Below are 18243 nucleotides of genomic sequence, written 5' to 3' on the forward strand. Positions count from 1 at the left end.
AGGGAGCAAATAAGAAACACTCATTTGCACCAGTTTAAAGCTCAGTCAAAAAAAGGATGTTTTTACCAGATGCGTAGCACGAAAAAAACAGCACTTCGACACCGCTCAGTGACCGTGTCATTATTTCAATCTCATGTTTTTAAACATGAGTTTTTCCTGTTAGAAAGTTGCCCGTTCCCTGTTCCCTTTGAATTAGATGATTAATCTTTCTTTGCTGAAATGTATTTAAGTTTTGATACACATTTTTAACTTTATGCGAATCATACATATATTAAATCATGTCCAGGAAATCGGTAATGGTATTGTCAATGTAGCTGTGGATCTGGCTTGTTTACAATCCCAATCTGGCGATGATGTGGCGGTAATTTCAGCGGGAGGGGGATACGAAAAATTATTAAATCAATTTGGTGTTAAACATTACGAAATTAACCAAAGTCGTCAGCCAATAACAATGATTAAGGCAGCGATCGCTTATCGGAAAATTGTGCAAGAATTTCAACCAGATATAGTTCATGCTCACATGATGACTGGTGTGGTGTTAGCGCGGGCTTTGAGATGGGAAAATAGATATATTTTAGTGGCTACTGTCCATAATGAATTTCAACGGAGTAGTGTGTTGATGGGTTTAGCTGACCGAGTAATTGCTGTTAGTAAGGCTGTCAAAAATTCGATGGTGCGACGGGGAATTCCTGAACAGAAATTACGGGTAGTTTGTAATGGGACATTGGGTAGTCCTCGAACTCGGAAAATATCAGATTATCAACCTTTAAGTTTACAAAGTCCGGCGATAGCTACCGTAGCAGGAATGTATAAACGAAAAGGCATTACTGAGTTAATCGCGGCTTTTGAAGAAATTGCCCAGGATTTTCCCGCAGTACATTTATATTTGGTCGGAAATGGACCAGATAAACAAATATTTGAGTCTCAAGCCCAAGCAACGGCTGTTAGTCATCGGATTCACTTTGAAGGGTTTCAGCCTGAACCCCAACGTTATTTACTAGCCTGTGATATTTTTGTCTTGGCTTCCCACCTTGAACCCTTTGGTTTGGTGCTTTCAGAAGCGAGGGAAGCAGGGTTGGCGATTGTGGCTACGAAGGTGGACGGTATCCCAGAGGCCTTGGATAATGGTAAAGCGGGGATATTAGTGCCGGCGCAGGATAGTCATCAGTTGGCTAAGGCATTAATAAAATTATTAAGTGATGCAAATATACTTCAGGAATGGAAACAGCGATCGCAGGAAAATCTAGAATGGTTAAATGTTGCCCGTGTACACCAAGAAACATTGGCTGTATATGAGGAGTTAAGTTTTCAGGAAAGTTTTTCGACCTCTACTCAACCTGATTAATACTAATTTTTGGCATTGGATAATAGGGAAATGAATTATGTTTTGTCCTATCTCTCTTAGAGATCCCGCAGGGTAGACACAAAGTTTGAAATTGCTGATTTTTCAAGTTTATCCTCCAATTCAGCAACTCCACAAACAGTTAAATTAAGAATCTAAAGATTCAGTTATAATGGGACGATAATAAATTAGAAAAATCCTCACAACAGGGAGTTAGAGTTATGGTGGCTACTCCAATCTCAACTGCTCCACAACTATCAACAATAGCAATCTCTTGGGAAGCATTACCCGAAGATTTTATCCTAGAAGAAGAACCTGTGGAAAACACTGCACAACCATTAATTGCTGGGGCATTACGAGAAAGTCTGGAACTAAGTGGATATATTCAATCCACCATGCTGATAGCTGCCAATTTGGGCATATGTGCCACAATGAATGACAAACTTGTTGTTAAAGCCCCAGATTGGTTTTTTGTGCAGACAGTTTTACCCTTGTCTGGGACAACAGATAGACGCAGTTATACACCTCATCTGGAAGGAGAAATTCCCCGCGTTGTCATGGAATTTTGCTCAGATACAGACGGGAAAGAATACTCAGCTAGACGCGCCTTCCCCCCCGGAAAATGGTTTTTTTATGAACAAATTCTCCAAGTTCCTACCTATGTAATTTTTGATCCCCTGACGGTTGAATTGGAAGTTCATCAAATTGAGTCAGGACAGTATAAATTACAGCCAACAGACGAGAATAATCGCTACTGGATTACAGATATGGGATTATTTTTGGGATTGTGGGAAGGAGAAAAAGAGGGGCGCATAGGTTACTGGCTAAGATGGTGGGATCAAGCAGGTAATCTGTTACCCTGGGCAGTCGAAAAGGTAGAACAAGAACAGCAACGGACTGAACAGGAACGCCAACGGGCTGAACAGGAACGCCAACGGGCTGAACAGGAACGCCAACGGGCTGAACAAGAAAGTCAACGGGCTGAAAGATTGGCAGAACAATTACGCGCACTTGGTATTGATCCAATTGATTAAATGTGCGTTTTCTAAAATTGTTGTAGAGATGTTTCATGGAACGTCTCTACTTTTTTCACCAGATGTCTAATCAATCCCAATTGGCAAATTCATCACTAATATTGCGAAGTAGGGCAGTGATTTGAGTGCGTCGGGTTTCAAAGTTAGCAGCAATGTAAATTAACAAAATACCAACTAATAAACCAACAATCCATTTTAAGAAAGAATAACTCAGACTGAAAATTACTAATTGGTAAATGCTAGTAATTAAAAAAGTACCTGTACCAACATAAAGAAAAGCGCGGACTTTTAAACCTAAGCCAGCGAAAATAGTAATCAGACTAAAAACACCAGGGATAAAAGGCAGATTTTGATAAAACAAAATTGTCCAACCGCAAATTAAACCACTTCCTAACATTCGCAAACTGTGACGGAGAGGTTTGGTTGTTGATAATTTTAGTTGTTCATCTATTTGGGCAATATATAGTAAAGATAAACCAATTGGTGTAACGTACCAAAGAGAATCTCTGAAGTTTAAATCATTAAACCAAGTAAATAATGCCCAATCAATTAATATTAAACTGATATATGTAAACCGGATTTGTGTGGCAACTTTAGCTAAAAAGACGTAGTAAGCAGCAACGATAATTAAAGTAATAGGATAGGTTGTTAGTCCCGTTGTTCCTACAATAATTAATGGGAGAATGTATGCTGTGCGTTGCCAAGGCGTTTTTGACCAACCTAATCTTTGCCAAGGTAGAATATATAGGAAGTAGGCAAATAGGCAGGATATCGCTCCATTCCAAGGTAGTAATTGCTCAAATATTAATCTTCCTATTGGTAAATTTTGTAAATAAATACCAATCATTCCTACTTCTATTAAACCTAAATAAACCCAGACTTCTTGATTTGTTTCTTGGGAATTTTCTTTTCCTTGCCAAATCGCATAGCGAACTAAAAATAATCCTGTTCCTAATACGATAGACGAGTTAATTTGGATAGGTAAAGTCATAGCAAAAAGGAATAAAATACTACTCCAAACCCAATGAAGATGGGCAATATTTTTTAATTCTTGAGAATTTAAACCCAGATAACTAATCAGCCAGGGTGTGAGGATACGGTAAGCATACATGATGCTAGTACCAAGGGCTGACATGGCAATTAAACCATCACCTAAAGCCTCTCCTTTAGATAGGGACATTTGATAAAATAGGAGTTCGTAGGCGGAAATTGATAGGCCGATAATACCAAAATAAAGGAGGGGTTTAAATGCTTCCCGTCGTCTTCCTACTCCAATGATAATTAAGGCTACACCCAGGGAACAAAAACCTGTAAAATTGGCAAAGGTATTTAATCGCAAAATGACGCTAAATGCACCATAAATAAGGGGGAGAATATGAAAACTATTAGGTAATGTTTGTAATTGATGTTTGCGTCGCCACCATTCACCAAATAGCTGAGTTGTTAAACCGAGAATGATGTTTGCTATGGCGATTCTAATGATTGAATGTTCGCCAAATCCTAAGATTTCGGCTGTTAATAATTCTAAACACCAACCAATTCCATAAAATGCTGCTTCTTTAGATTGTCCCCAACTGCGATAGACAATTGCCCCTAAAATTATGGCTGTGGTGATAATATAGAAATATTCGGTTTTGATAGTTCCTTGATAAATTAGGCTGGAATGGAGAGTGAGGGCTGATAGTTCTATTGTACATAATGCGATCGCCCATTTATCACTTGCGGCTGCATAAATTATTGCCAATTCTGTACCTTTGCGTAAAAGTACACCACGCCATAGCCATAAACTCAGTATTATTAATGCAGTAACGACAAACCAACCTGATATTTTTAATTGGATTAAACCAAATACACCTTCACCTAATAATGCAGTCAAGAAACTTAATCCAAAACCAATAATTATTCCTGCATATATTTGGTTTCTTAAATAGTGAGTATGGACTAACATTACCGCTATACCCACACCCAAACCGATTAATCTTATTCCTGGTAATGGTAAAGTTAATAATTGAGAAATCCCTACAGCGAAGACACTTAAAAACCTGTTAGTGGTGCGATTTGGTTCAGTGTTACGAATAGCTAAACCTGTTAATGCTAAAGGTGTAATTAACCAAATTACGCCTAAAGAGTTTTGATTTTGCCAATTACTTATAGAATTTTCCCAAAATAAAGAAAAACTGAGTGCAGCCAATACTAAACCAATATACCATGCACTCCGTCGCCAGATACCATCACCAAGACTAAATCCCCATTCAGCTATCATGATAGCTAATAAGATACCAGCCCAAATTTCTTGATTTAAACTTGGTAAAAACCAATTAATGCTAGAAATTAGCGTCAATACTCCCATACCATGAGTTAGGTATATCAATGGAGGAGAAAAAGCTGCACGACGTTGAATAAATGTGGCTAGAGTAATAGTAGATAATAAAAAATTAGCCGTTCTTAATGTCGGATTTACTAAGCTAATTATTGTTAAACAAATCCCTAAAAATAAAGTTACATATTCTCCAAAATCTGCCAATTCTTGATTTTCTTGATCATGTAATTTATCTGTTAGCCATAACATTAATATGATGTAGGGAAATAAAGCAATACTCAATAATGCCCAAGGTTCATTTTGAGAATTTGTTAAATGAGTAACACTGCTAATTACTAATCTTTGTAATTCATTAGGTACTAACCGCCAACCTAGCCAAATTGTCTGTAAACCAATTAAGAAAATAGCTAGAAAATCAAGTTGTAAATTATATCTTTGTAACCGACGACTAAAAACCCACAAACTTAAAATGCTGACTATTATAGCTTGGACTGGTTCTGTTATGACTGAAACTAACCAACCTAATAAAAGTAAACTTCTTCCTAATTCTTCCCAAAGGATAGAAGGATTTGTAGAAGAATTTTTTTCTGATAACCAAATTACTAAACCACCGCAAATCCCAATTGCTAAACCTAATTGAGTAATATTAACTCCAGCTATAAAAATAGCCCTTGTCAGTAAAGTTAATAGAGCGTAAATCAGGAAAGTAAAATATAAACTAATTCCCCATTGTGGAGTTTCTGTATTTGTATTTTCTTGGGGTTGGGTTAATTGATTGTAAACAGTAATAGTAGTTGTTCCTATCATTGCTAAATAAACAGCAATTAGGGGAAAATTTGATAACTTCCAACCCCAATGTAAATAACTCAACCCGATAATATTGATTAAAGGTAATTTACCACTGGGAAAATTAGTAATAATATTGCGGTTTTGACAAAGTTGATTAGTAATAAATGTCAGGGTTAGCGACGCAATTCCCATCACAACTAAGTTTAATGGATTTTGCCACAAACTAAAACTATCCATTGCCCAAAAGTTGATAGGAACTAATAACAATGTGACGATTAATAATGTCTGTGCAGTTAACCTTAAATTGCTTTGTTTACCCGCCCAAAATGTAAATCCACAAAAACTCAAAGTATACGCAAATAAAACCCCATACTGTCCAACTGCGGGGAATCTTTCCCACTGACTTGCAGCCAGAACTCCGGAAGAAAGCACTACTAAAAATACACCCAAAAACAGCAACCACCGCACACTTAATTCTTCACCAAAAGATTGCAGCATCGAATTAACAAAACTGGGTTTCGTAGGTGGTTTTGTGATGGGTGGTAAAGTTGCAATTAACGGTCTTTTTGCTGCTGTAGGAGGTCTATAAATTACTTCTGGTTCAGATTCAGTCTCAGGGGTAAATACTACGGTACAAATGAGATATTGACGGGCTATTTGTTTAACTTGATCATCAGATATTAAACCGAGATTTAATAAGTCATCTAATCCTAATAATAAGTCAGGATGATTAGATGGTAGTTTAATGGGAATTTTCTGGGATGGTTCAAAAGGTGATGTCATAATCTGCAACCCTGTAAATGTATATCAGAAATAGCCCTTTTAAGATGACTGAAGAATTTCATAAATTACTAAATTACTAAAATAGAACTCTCAATCAGATGTATTTTTCACAATTAGATTTACTATTTAAAAAACAACGTTTTAATCCCAAAGATAATGTTTGAATAAAAAATCTTGCTTCAGGTAAATCATTGAAAATATAGTCTATACTTTCAGGTGTGATATAATTTAGAGCCTGTTTTTCGATTTCTTCATCTTGAGGATATTCGGTTTTGTACAATAAAACTTTCCACTCGCGGGGATTTTTACCATAATTTTTATTTAATTCTCCTCTCGCAGCAGCAACAAGAACTTCTATTGAGGGAAATGTTGTTAAAGGCATGATTATGGGTAAATATTTTCTAGGATATTCATTTCTAGCTTGAAAAGCATAAAATTTTTCAATTGCTTCTCTCAAAATATGCGATAAACTAATTGCCCAAGTATCAAAATATTGATTTTTATCTTTAAGAATATGTTCCGTATCAGTAGTTATTAAAAGAATATCACTATAGGAAATATCTACATTATCTTTAAATTCCTCAAAAGCTTGGATAATTGTACCACATATACTATCTCTTAGTTCTACTGCTATTTTATTGGGTAAGTAATACCCTTCAGGATTTTTGCGACAGGCATTTTTGTATTTTTGAACATGATCAAAAATGTTTTTTCTAATCAGTGGAATAATATCAAATTTGACATTTTCTGATATTTCTTCTAATAAAATACATTCAACAATTTTTCCAAACACTTTATAGTCAGTTAACCCGTCTCCAACAATTCCCACATTAATAGTATTCATGATATTTTACCCAATTGTCCCTGTGTACCAAAGTTCTGCTAACTGATATTTTGGTATTTTTATTAACTGTTTACCTGTATTTTCTTCAGTTTCATATTCTACTTCATCATCTTTAATTGCTCCAATTCCCACAAGGGTATCAAGTGCAGTATTTAAGTTTCTCACATCACTTTGACGACTACGTTTATCTAAACGAACTGTATAAACATGATCAGGATGTTGATTAAATTCTCTTAAAACAGAGGGGCTGTGAGAAGTTAAAATAAATTGTGTTTTTGCAAAACCATCTTGACTAGGTGATGTTGCTTGCCAAATCCAATTCATTAGTTGTTGTATATTACCTGGATTAATACCATTTTCTATCTCTTCTAACATGATTAGAGCAGGTGGTTTCTTTAATGATGTCAGCAAACTAATTACAGCAATTTTCATAAAGCCATCTGATACAACATCTGGCATAAATTCTTCTACAGAACCCTTACGTCCTAAATCGAATTCCCAGATTAAACTGGAACGATTTGGATCATAACGAACTCCAATAAAACTTGTATCAACAGTTCTCATTTTAGCAATAAATGATGAAAATATACGTTGCTCATTTTCTTTTACATGATGGAGAAGTGACTGAAAGTTACTTCCCGTTTCTCTTAAATATATTGGTATTACACTATCTCTCAAATATACTGGGATTGCACTTATTTCAAAGTCTTGTTTTTGATCTATATCCTGATGATCCTTTTGTTTGAGAAATGTAGGTTGAAAATGATAACTAAATATATTATCAAAATCCAAGAAAAATAATTCGCATAGTCTTTTTTCTATTCTGTTTAAATCTTGGTCTAATTGTATTTTTTTCCTTAATTCTAGAATAAATCCAGACTGATCATAAACACTATTAACTTCCTTTGGTGTTTCATTGTTGGCTAATGTGATAATTATTGTTTCCTTACAGCCAAAAGCATCCGAAAATGGATCTATTTCATATGTTTCTATTTTATAATTAATTCCTCCAATTATGTTATTCCATAAAATGGAAAATGACATCGGTTCTTCATCTTTAGCAAGCCTGTATTTATGTGGATATAAATCTCTAGTAGCATTTATAGTTTGACTTTTTTTATTGTCAGAATTTTCTCGTCTGACAAGATTACAAAAATGTTGTATTCCTGCTAAAAGATTTGTTTTTCCAGAATTGTTATTACCAATTAACAAAGTTACTGGATATAATTCTATAGTTGTTGATTTGTGAGTTCTAAAATTCTCTAAAGTAACTTGTTTGAACATGGTAACCTCCCAAAAATAGAATTATTTTTACCTTACTCGTTATCTTAATACTTTACACTATATTTTCGGAAATAGATAAAAAATGGTGGGCATTGCCCACCCTACACTCAAGCACTTTCCGAAATTGCCCCTTGCATTTTTACAAAAGTATCTATTAAAGTCTGCAATTGTTGATCTGCTTTAAACACTCCTAAACCTCTGGCTGTTACCTTCCCAGGAGAATAAACAAACCTTGCTTTCATGGTGGGAGTGAGGTTTTCTGCTAAGAGATTCCAAGCTGGTTCTTCCATTGGTGTTTCTAAAACAATGTGCTGTTTATTCTCTGGTTTAATGCGACTAAATCCGAGATTTTTAGCTAATTGTTTTAATTCCATAACTCGTAATAACTGACTAGCTGGAACTGGAATAGTCCCATATCTATCAGTCCATTCAGCAGCAATTTGTTTGAGTTCATATTTTGATTTTACTGTAGCTACAGCCCGATAAGCACTCATTTTTTGATCAAGGTCAGTAATGTAAGTTGCCGGAATAAATGCGGTGAGATTAAGGTCAACTTGGGTATCTTCAACTTTGGGTATTTCTTGACCTCTAATTTCTCGAATTGCTTCTTCTAACATTTCCATGTACAAATCAAAGCCAATCACATCCATTTGACCAGATTGTTCTGCACCTAGCAAATTTCCCACACCGCGAATTTCCATATCTCGCATTGCTAATTGATATCCAGAACCGAGTTGAGTAAATTCTTGAATTGCTCTTAATCTTTGTCTGGCGGCATCGGATAATTCTCTTTGTTTGGGGTAAAATAACCATGCGTGAGCTTGTATTCCTGCCCGTCCTACCCGACCCCGTAATTGATATAATTGAGATAACCCAAAACGGTGAGCATCTTCAATTAAAATTGTGTTAACTCGCGGAATATCTAAACCAGATTCAATAATTGTGGTACAAACAAGAATATCAGCGTCATTATTGCCAAAGGTCAGCATAGTTGATTCTAACTCGCTTTCGTCCATTTGACCATGAGCGATCGCAAATCTGCCTCCAGGAACCATTTCCCGCAATTTTGTCGTGGTTTCTTCAATTCCGTCTACTCGCGGAACTACATAAAATACTTGTCCACCTCGATCTAATTCTTGTCGAATTGCACTTCTAATAACATCGGAGTTGAGCGGTGAAAGATGGGTTTGAATTGGTCTTCTGGTGGGAGGTGGTGTGGTAATTAAACTCATTTCCCGAATTCCCGACAATGACATATATAAGGTTCTGGGAATGGGAGTTGCAGAAAGAGTTAAAACATCAACTTGAGTTTTTAAGCTTTTGATTTTTTCCTTTTGATTAACTCCAAATCTTTGTTCTTCGTCAATTACTAAAAGTCCTAAATCTTTAAATTGGACACTTTTACCTAATAATTGATGCGTCCCCACAACTATATCTAATTCTCCCGTAGCCAGTCGTTTTTGAATATTCCGTTTTTCTTCCGCACTGCGAAACCGATTCAGTAAACCTACATTTATAGGATAAGGGGCAAAACGTTCTTTAATTGTGTGATAATGTTGTTGAGTTAAAATTGTTGTTGGGGCTAAAAGTGCAACTTGCTTTCCTGCGGTAACAGCTTTAAAAATCGCCCGAATTGCTACTTCTGTTTTCCCAAAACCCACATCTCCACATACTAACCTATCCATCGGTCTTTCGCTTTCCATATCCCGTTTCACATCTTGTACCGCTTTGAGTTGATCTGTGGTAGGTTGGTAAGGGAAAGAATCTTCCATTTCTTCTTGCCAAGGCATATCATGAGGATAGGAAAAACCTTGTTGTTGAGAACGGGCTGCATACAATTTTAATAAATCTACCGCTAATTTCTTAATGGCTTTGCGAACTTTACTCTTCGTATTTTCCCAAGCTTTTCCGCTCATTTTATGTAATTCTGGGGCTTGATCTCCACCAGTGCGGAAACGAGATAAAGAACCAACTTGGTCAGCCGCAACTCTTAACAAACCATCTGCATATTGAACAACTAAATAATCACGGGTTTCATCATTAATTGTCAGACTTTCTAATTTGACAAATTTACCAATTCCATGACTACGATGAACTACATAATCTCCCTGACGTAATTTGTTAGGATCAACTTGTTTAGATGTCGCTTGACGACGTTTGCGGACATAGCCAAAATTAGCTAAGGAATGTTGTCCATAAAATTCTCTATCGGTGACAATAACCAACCGATAAGAAGGTAAAATACAACCTTCTAATTCTGCTAAACCGGAATATTTAAGAGCAATTGGAATATGATTAATTTGCAGTTTATCAATAGCTTGATAATCACGGGGATTGGGAATAAACTGCGCGGGACAATCATGTTCTTGCAGAAGAGAAACAGAACGGGAAGGTTGAGCCGAAAGTATCCAAACTGCAAAATTGCGTTCGCGTTCTTTTCTAATTGTTTCCCCTAATTTTGCAAATTGATGAGGTGTAACAGGTAAAGGTCTACTAGCTAAATTCAGTCCACTATTTTCTTCTGATAATTCCGATAAATATAACTTTCTAAAATTGCCAATTTCCGCTATACACTCATCAAAGTTTCGATGAATTTTCGGTAATGCAACTGACAACTGTACGGGCGAAGAATTTGGAAGATAAATTATCGGTGGTTGCAAAAAATGGTCTTCTAAATGTTTCGCCCCTACTGACCACTGACTATTAGCATTTTCCACCCAGCGATCGCTATGAGCATAACATTGTTCTAGTTCATCAATGGCGACAAGAGTATTTTCAGATAAATAATCTAATAATGAAGCGGGTTTTGTAAAAGCCAACCCCAAAAACCGCCGACTTCCTTCTAATGTTCCTAACTCTGAAGAAATTCCCTGGAACGTCTCTACATTTGGTAAATCTTTCAGTGCATCTGAAATAATAGGTGCAAAACTTGTAGGGGTGAGAGTAATTTTTTCCACCTTATCCAAAGCAGAACGTTGGGTAGCGGGGTCAAATTCTCGAATTTGTTCAATTTCGTCGCCAAACCATTCCAAGCGCACAGGCAACTCTGAGGACACCGGAAACACATCCACAATATCCCCCCGTCTACTCCATTGTCCCTCAGTTTCCACGAGAGGAACTCTTTCATATCCCAAAAGAGTGATTTTTTCCCCAAACCCATCTAAATCAAATTCCATCCCTTTTTCTAAGGTTAAACAAAATGATTTAAACGCTTCCGGAGGTGGCAAATGTGGCTGTAATGCCCCCACAGTGGCAATTATGGCAGTTTTTTGCTTTTGCAACTGACCATTTACCAAATCCGCTAAAACCTGCATTTGACCCCAACTTAACTCATTTTCAGGGTCAAAAGGTTCATAGGGAGAAGCTTCAGACGTTGGGTAAAAATGCACAGTTTTCCAGCCCATTGCTTCCATTTGGGCGAAAACCCGGCCAGCTTCCTCTAGAGTGGCACAGACGACGCACAAATCCTGATCTTCATAGTTTGCTAATGCTGAAGCTACCAGTCCCTTAGGTAGCCGAGAAATCCCATTTAACCGCAATTCCCGTTGTTTGTTGAGTTTGGTAATTAGTTCGGCGGTAAGAGGCGATCGCGCCAAAGCACGCACAATAGAAGAAAAGGCCATATATTTCAAATATCTTACGCTAAAAAAGGAAGTCGCTGCTGATGTCAAAATCTAAAAGCAGTTTATATTAGCTATTTTAAAAGTTTTCATGGCACTCTAGAAGATGAATCGCAAAGAATCCAGCTTAACTACTAATAGATAGAAGAAATATAGCTACTACTTTGTGTATAGTCAAATTATTCAAAGAATTACCTAAAATAATGGATACTAATAAAATGTCTAAATAAACTGGATTTCTCATCCTGTGTATACTTTTACTCTTTATACCAGCAATTTTAAAAATGTCTTCCTTCACGTTTGAAATTTTAACGATTTTGGTGCTAATTTTCGCTAATGGTGTATTTTCCATGTCGGAAATGGCCGTAGTCTCAGCCCGGAAAGTTAGACTACAGCAGTTAGCCAATCAAGGAGATATCAACGCAAGGGCTGCATTAAAACTCGCAGAATCTCCCAACCATTTTTTATCTATTGTCCAAGTAGGGATTACACTCATTAATATCCTTAATGGTGTCTTCAGTGGTGCTACCATTGCCAAAAGACTAGAAGAGTATGTCAAATTAGTCCCAGTTTTAGCGAATTATAGCAATGCGATCGCCTCTGGGGTAGTGGTATTACTAATTACCTATTTTTCCCTGATTGTCGGTGAACTCGTCCCCAAACGTCTGGCTTTAAATAACCCTGAAAAAATCGCGGCTTTAGTAGCTATCCCCATGGCTACTTTAGCAAAAATAGCTTCACCTATAGTTAAAATTTTGATTGCTTCTACGGATTTAGTATTGCGAATTTTGGGAATTACCCCCTCTGCTGAACCGCAAGTTACAGAGGAAGAAATTAAAATACTCATAGAACAAGGGACAGAAGCGGGGACATTTGAAGAAGCCGAACAGGACATGGTAGAGAGAGTTTTCCGGTTAGGCGATCGCGCCGTCACCTCTTTTATGACACCCCGTCCTGATATAGTTTGGTTAGACTTAGACGACTCTCCTGAAGAAAATCGCCACAAAATGGTGGAAAACGGCTATTCTCGCTATCCAATTTGTCAAGAAGGATTAGATAACGTCCTGGGAATTATTCCTGTCACCGACTTATTAGCGAGAAGTTTACGGAATGAACCCTTTGACTTAACACTAGGATTACGTCAACCCGTATTTGTCCCGGAAAGCACCCGCGGTTTAAAAGTTCTAGAATTATTCAAACAAACCGTCACACACATGGCTTTAGTTGTAGATGAATATGGCGTAATTCAAGGCTTAGTCACTCTTAATGACATTATGAGTGAAATCGTCGGTGATGTTCCCGCAGAACCAGGACAAGAAGAACCCCAAGCTGTACAACGAGAAGATGGTTCTTGGTTAGTAGATGGAATGTTAGGAATAGAAGAATTTTTAGAACTATTTGATCTGGAAGAATTGGAACATGAAGAAAGAGGAAATTATCAAACATTAGGCGGTTTTGTGATCACCCATTTAGGACGGATTCCCGCAGCCGCAGATAATTTTGAATGGGATAATATGCGGTTTGAAGTTATGGATATGGACGGAAATCGGGTTGATAAAGTGCTAGTTGTCCCCAAAGGAATGGGGAATGGGTAATTGGTTTATCTTTAATTCTGAAGATGCTTCCAATTCAGTGTAAAATGGAATAGATGGCTCTACCGCTCCCTTTATGATATTTTCGGTAAAATATCCCTGAAACCCCTACACCAATTGGATTTGAGGTTTTAATATTTTCAAAAAGATATATTAAAAGGATGTTTGATCATAAGGGGAACGGTAGAACCGAATAGATTGTCAATAAATCAATCAGAGTCAAACATGGAATTAAAAAGTTTTTCATACTTAGAAGTTACCCAAATCAATAGAAAATTGATATTAACTAAATTGCCAGCAGGTATACTGGTTAATATTAGTTACGCATCTGTACGTGGAAAGGATGATGGACCTGGTGCGGTACAACGCTTACTTAATCCTAAAAGAATTGAAAGTATTAAAGATTTTACTTTAGAAGGAGGCGATTATCCAGGAGCGATAATTCTTAACTGGGTAAGTGTTCAAAATTCATTGCAAAAGCAAGATAAAAAAATTTCTTTTGCGAATGTATCACGTTCGGCACAAATTATAGATGGACAGCATAGGGTTGCAGGTCTTAAAAGTGCGATTAATGAGCTTAAAGATATAGCTAAATTAGAAATTCCTGTAGCTATATATGAGAATTTGACTACTAAAGAATGTGCAGATATCTTTCTAGCAATTAACACTGAACAAAAAACTGTACCGCCTAGTTTAGTCTTTGATTTATATGGTATTGCTAGTGAATCAGTTATAGATCCTGCTGCTGTAAGGGCTAGAGATATTGCAATTTATCTCAATGAAACTGAAGATTCTCCTTTTCATGATCAAATTAAATTTCCCGGAGCAGCAAAACGTAAAGGAGGAATCGCATTATCCACCGCTATTACGTCTATCAAGCCTTTAGTAGAAGAAAAAGGGCGTTTTGAACAGATTAGTATATTTGAACTGGAAATACAAAAGCGGATCATCATGAATTTTATGATAGCAATTAGAGAAAAATATGAGAAAAATTGGGATCGCAAAGAAAATGTATTTCTTTACGCTTCAGGATTTGCTGGTGCAATGGAATTTTTACATCTAAAAGTGATACCCTACTGTAGTAGCAAATCATCTTTCAAGATAGAAACCATTCAAGATGTTTTAAACTTTACTTCAGATAATCTGATATTTCAATCAGAAGTGAGTGGTATGGCTGGTACATCTGCTCAGAAGTATGTTTATGAAAAACTGGTTAATATTTTTAATCCTATCACTGAGCCTACTAAAAGAATAGAAATTTAATTTAAGTGACTCATCAAGCACAACAATACATCACTCAAACAATATTTTCTGGTAATCTTTCAATTGCAACAGTTGAACAACATTCCCTCAATCAATCACAAGCATCTGGCTTATCTAGATGTTTAAAGAATGATGCTATTAGTTATCTATACTCATCTATAGTTTCTGTAGGTGATGCGACTTCTAGTATCAATAGAAATTTTTTAACATGGGCTACTGTTAAGTTATATTATGCTACTTTTTATGCACTTAGGTCTCTTTTAGCTCTAAATGGTATTTGTATATTTTATGTACGAAGTTCCCCTAGTAAAAATACACCATTTATTGTGAATGTACAAGCATCAGCAATTCCTAAGAAAGCTAAAATACCAGGAACACATAAACTGGTAATTGATACATTTAAAAAAAATAATATAGAACCTATTTTAATTTCTCAGCCGATTGAATTCCAAGATCCGTTGGAATGGTTAATGGAAAAACGAGAACAAGCAAATTATAAAATTGCTAAATTTTCTGAACCTCACGTACCTGAACACTTTAAAAAAATTATCAACTCTGGATTGAGAAGAGTAATCCATGAATATTTAAATGACTCTCTAAATTTATATTTATTTGATCCAGATCATGCCATTCTTGCATATCCTCTCAAAACTATCCAAATTACATACAATAAAATTCTAGCAACAGGAAATATAGCTTTTATTGAAGATGAAATTAAATATTTATGTCGATTATTTCATGATGACAAAGGACAAATTTCTGATATATACAACTTCCTTATGAATAAAAAATAACCCCCTCCTACTTGTAGTAGAGAGGGTTTACAAAACTTAATATCCGCCTTCTTCTTCGTATTCCACCTGTCGTTCCTTGACCTTTTTGGGAATATTCACAGGCTTAGGTGCATCATCCCAAGCATCAGTTTCGAGATCATCATCATAGTCATCATACTGATCTGCGTAGGTCTTTTTAGCAGGTTTGGCTGCGGTTCTGGGCGCTTCCTGATAACTATCCCTTACCGTTGCATCACTCCAGTTATCTTCTTCATCTTCATCATACTGAATTGACTCGTAGGAACGGGCTTTCATGACTTGACGCTGGGGTCTTTCTTCCTCTACGTAGTCTTCCGTCCATTCCTCTTCCTGGGCTATGGGTTCAGGAATGCGAACTTTTGGCCGGGGTGCTTGGAGGGGTACACCGCTAGGTAATTGATTGCTGGGGGCAACTGTGCGGGGGGGCGTATAGCCAAATTCCTCTTCTGCATCTCGTTCCCAAGGGGCTTTACCAATTCCCAGCCGTTCTAAAACACCTACGGTTAATTGGTTTACTCTTTCTTCAGCACCTTCAAACACAATTAAGCGACTCGGACCAGTGCTGACAACTTCATCTATGGACAGTTCATAGGTACTCAAAAACTGGTCAGGAATTTGCGGTAATCCCAAGGAGGCAATGACTATAGAGTATATTTTACCCGTTTCGCCATTAAATTTAAAGCCTCTGACCTTGCCTAAGACTTCACCTGTTTCGGTGATAACTTCCCAGTTCATCAGGTTGCTGAGAATCTCTACTTCCACATCTTCGATGACATCCTCGTTATCAACTAAGACAACATCACCGATTTGGTTGATGGTGTTGAGATACATATTGCGAGGCAAACTAGAAATAGAGATGAGGCTGTCCCGCAGACTAAGTGCCACAACCTCTCTTTGATCAATATCAACCCAGATTTGACTCACGATACCTAACCGCTTACCGTTGTCGCGGGTGATTACCTGAGTGTTTAATATATCTGAACGTCTAACTATTTGTTCTGAAGTCATTCTATAGTTCTTCCTGTTCGCGTAGCGTGCCGTAGGCAATCTCGAATCCGGTTTATGTATATCACTATTTTTAACAGAAATTTGTCATTGGTCAGTTGTCAGTTGTCATTGCTAAACTTCTTTCCTGTTTCCTGTTCCCTGTTCCCTGTCACCTAACTTAATACCCAAAACTTGAGTATATGCACCTCCGGCTTGAGTTATGCCAATTGTGCGCCGTGCTGATTCTATCATCGGGCGGCGGAAACTCACAACTATAAACTGTGCCTGCTCCGCCTGTTGTTTGATCATTCTAGCTAATCGTTCTACTTTATCTAACCTTTTTGGGGCATAAATAATTGTTCTTGGCATTAGGCAGGGGAACAGAGGGAAAGAGTTTGAGCTTTCTTTAGTTCTAAGGTCACTGGAACAGTGCTTTCAGCCTAACAAGCTCTTATAACAGGTCAAGGCTAACATTACCCCAGAAATGGGAGTTGGTTTCCAGATTCCAATCAAAAATCTGGTTTCAATTTTAACATCCACAGCGGTTAAAACCGCTCGTGTCGCTTCCCTCTCAGCGTCTTTAGACACGCTCGTTTCCCACTTACCGCGAGGTCTTATGAATTTACGCACAGAGCTACGAATTTCGGTGATCATTCCCGTTCATAATGGTGGTGACAGTTTTCGCCAGTGTTTATCAAGTATTAGCACATCCTAGAATCAGCCTACATTCGATTGGGCTAAACCCTTAATCTAATTCTGTCAGTAGAATCTCAGTAGCTTGGCTTCCTAAGAGTGTCAAAAAGGGGCTATGATGTACACACAAGTTATCGAATCACCATACCTAGTTTATAGTCTTTGACTGTTCATGGCAGCATTGTCACATTTCCACCATTTCGACCTATTGTGGATCAATTAGGACAAATTCATACTTGGCTGTAGTTGATCTTACTTGCACCAATCTGGGACGAGTATAGCGATCCCTAGTAGGTAAGAATTTCACCACATCTCCTGCTCCCATTGTTGAAAAGTTGGGATTGCTGAGTGTTGCTTGTAGTCCGCTCCGTGTGCTGGCTGTTTCTAGTCCCTGAATAATTGCCCGAGTCGCATCGTAAGCAGTCGCCGTCCGCCAGTTAACTTGACCACCCCAAAGCTTGGTTGCTTGTTTGGTAAAAACACTAGCCTTTTCCATTTGAGGATGCCAGACAACAGGCATTGTTAACCCATTAACATCACTTCTACCTGATTGCAATGTTTGTATCGTATACATACTGGGACTACTGAAAAGTGCTAGTCGGCTTTTATTACTGCGAGCAATGTCAATTGACTTTTCCAATTGATCGATGTGAGGAGTAAGTAAAATAGCATCGGCTCCACTGCTAATAGCTTGAGAAATAGAAGTAGATGGATTGAAACTAGCTGATGCCATATCGCAGTCAATGTTAATTAACTGACCACCATCTGCAATTAGGGATGCGGTGAATTCGTCTCTGCATTTAATCTCATAAAATTGTAGTTTTCCGTAGTCAAACGTAGCTATATCCGTCACTACAATGAACCTTAGTAATATCTTTCA

General features: G+C 37.2%; 12 protein-coding genes and 1 pseudogene. 6 read left to right on the forward strand and 7 right to left on the reverse strand.

Annotation, left to right across the window (positions count from 1 at the left end; genetic code table 11):
• The 3 genes and pseudogenes from AN490_RS02920 to AN490_RS02930 all read left to right on the forward strand — a co-directional run.
• Window positions 1–204, forward strand: a pseudogene (locus tag AN490_RS02920) (hypothetical protein); the annotation flags it as partial.
• 49 nt (window positions 205–253) lie between these two features.
• Window positions 254–1345, forward strand: a complete 1092-nt coding sequence (locus tag AN490_RS02925; protein ID WP_299999773.1) for a glycosyltransferase — start codon at window positions 254–256, stop codon at window positions 1343–1345.
• A gap of 218 nt (window positions 1346–1563) precedes the next feature.
• Entirely contained in the window at window positions 1564–2376 is an 813-nt protein-coding gene (locus AN490_RS02930; RefSeq protein ID WP_299999775.1) for a Uma2 family endonuclease, read from the forward strand.
• Between the two features lie 70 nt (window positions 2377–2446).
• On the opposite strand, the gene AN490_RS02935 is transcribed toward AN490_RS02930, so the two are convergent.
• The 4 genes from AN490_RS02935 to mfd all read right to left on the reverse strand — a co-directional run bounded on the left by AN490_RS02935 (window position 2447) and on the right by mfd (window position 12019).
• Window positions 2447–6268: a DUF2157 domain-containing protein gene (locus AN490_RS02935; RefSeq protein WP_299999777.1), complete on the reverse strand. Its 3822-nt coding sequence runs from the start codon at window positions 6266–6268 to the stop codon at window positions 2447–2449.
• Window positions 6269–6362: 94 nt separating this feature from the next.
• Complete coding sequence (locus AN490_RS02940) at window positions 6363–7112, reverse strand: hypothetical protein (RefSeq protein WP_299999780.1); 750 nt, start codon at window positions 7110–7112, stop codon at window positions 6363–6365.
• 6 nt (window positions 7113–7118) lie between these two features.
• Window positions 7119–8396, reverse strand: coding sequence for an AAA family ATPase (locus tag AN490_RS02945; protein WP_299999782.1), 1278 nt, complete (start codon window positions 8394–8396; stop codon window positions 7119–7121).
• A gap of 107 nt (window positions 8397–8503) precedes the next feature.
• The gene (gene mfd, locus AN490_RS02950) at window positions 8504–12019 is read right to left on the reverse strand and encodes a transcription-repair coupling factor (protein ID WP_299999784.1); all 3516 of its coding nucleotides are present in this window, start codon (window positions 12017–12019) and stop codon (window positions 8504–8506) included.
• A 281-nt stretch (window positions 12020–12300) separates the two neighbouring features.
• On the opposite strand from mfd, the gene AN490_RS02955 reads away from it, so the two are divergent.
• The 3 genes from AN490_RS02955 (at window position 12301) to AN490_RS02965 (ending at window position 15665) form a co-directional block, all read left to right on the forward strand.
• On the forward strand, window positions 12301–13611 hold the full coding sequence (locus tag AN490_RS02955; RefSeq protein WP_299999786.1) for a hemolysin family protein: 1311 nt from the start codon (window positions 12301–12303) through the stop codon (window positions 13609–13611).
• A 222-nt stretch (window positions 13612–13833) separates the two neighbouring features.
• Window positions 13834–14871, forward strand: a complete 1038-nt coding sequence (locus tag AN490_RS02960) for a DGQHR domain-containing protein (protein ID WP_299999788.1) — start codon at window positions 13834–13836, stop codon at window positions 14869–14871.
• Window positions 14872–14876: 5 nt separating this feature from the next.
• A complete protein-coding gene (locus AN490_RS02965; RefSeq protein WP_299999790.1) occupies window positions 14877–15665 on the forward strand; it encodes a hypothetical protein in 789 nt (262 codons plus the stop codon).
• Window positions 15666–15701: 36 nt separating this feature from the next.
• On the opposite strand, the gene AN490_RS02970 is transcribed toward AN490_RS02965, so the two are convergent.
• The 3 genes from AN490_RS02970 to AN490_RS02980 all read right to left on the reverse strand — a co-directional run bounded on the left by AN490_RS02970 (window position 15702) and on the right by AN490_RS02980 (window position 18216).
• Window positions 15702–16691 (reverse strand): PRC-barrel domain-containing protein, encoded by a 990-nt coding sequence (locus AN490_RS02970; RefSeq protein ID WP_299999792.1) that lies wholly within the window; start codon window positions 16689–16691, stop codon window positions 15702–15704.
• A 111-nt stretch (window positions 16692–16802) separates the two neighbouring features.
• A complete protein-coding gene (locus tag AN490_RS02975; protein WP_299999794.1) occupies window positions 16803–17039 on the reverse strand; it encodes a hypothetical protein in 237 nt (78 codons plus the stop codon).
• Between the two features lie 529 nt (window positions 17040–17568).
• A complete protein-coding gene (locus AN490_RS02980; protein WP_299999796.1) occupies window positions 17569–18216 on the reverse strand; it encodes an ABC transporter substrate-binding protein in 648 nt (215 codons plus the stop codon).
• Window positions 18217–18243: the final 27 nt, after the last annotated feature.

It is taken from the genome of Anabaena sp. AL09 (genome assembly GCF_001672255.1).
Classification (GTDB): domain Bacteria; phylum Cyanobacteriota; class Cyanobacteriia; order Cyanobacteriales; family Nostocaceae; genus Dolichospermum; species Dolichospermum lemmermannii.

What these genes read in the sequence shown, in the direction of transcription:
- AN490_RS02925 (WP_299999773.1), top strand. Translation starts at nt 254, where the DNA reads ATGCGAATCATACATATATTAAATCATGTCCAGGAAATCGGTAATGGT.
- AN490_RS02930 (WP_299999775.1), top strand. Translation starts at nt 1,564, where the DNA reads ATGGTGGCTACTCCAATCTCAACTGCTCCACAACTATCAACAATAGCA.
- AN490_RS02935 (WP_299999777.1), bottom strand. Translation starts at nt 6,268, where the DNA reads ATGACATCACCTTTTGAACCATCCCAGAAAATTCCCATTAAACTACCA.
- AN490_RS02940 (WP_299999780.1), bottom strand. Translation starts at nt 7,112, where the DNA reads ATGAATACTATTAATGTGGGAATTGTTGGAGACGGGTTAACTGACTAT.
- AN490_RS02945 (WP_299999782.1), bottom strand. Translation starts at nt 8,396, where the DNA reads ATGTTCAAACAAGTTACTTTAGAGAATTTTAGAACTCACAAATCAACA.
- mfd (WP_299999784.1), bottom strand. Translation starts at nt 12,019, where the DNA reads ATGGCCTTTTCTTCTATTGTGCGTGCTTTGGCGCGATCGCCTCTTACC.
- AN490_RS02955 (WP_299999786.1), top strand. Translation starts at nt 12,301, where the DNA reads ATGTCTTCCTTCACGTTTGAAATTTTAACGATTTTGGTGCTAATTTTC.
- AN490_RS02960 (WP_299999788.1), top strand. Translation starts at nt 13,834, where the DNA reads ATGGAATTAAAAAGTTTTTCATACTTAGAAGTTACCCAAATCAATAGA.
- AN490_RS02970 (WP_299999792.1), bottom strand. Translation starts at nt 16,691, where the DNA reads ATGACTTCAGAACAAATAGTTAGACGTTCAGATATATTAAACACTCAG.
- AN490_RS02975 (WP_299999794.1), bottom strand. Translation starts at nt 17,039, where the DNA reads ATGCCAAGAACAATTATTTATGCCCCAAAAAGGTTAGATAAAGTAGAA.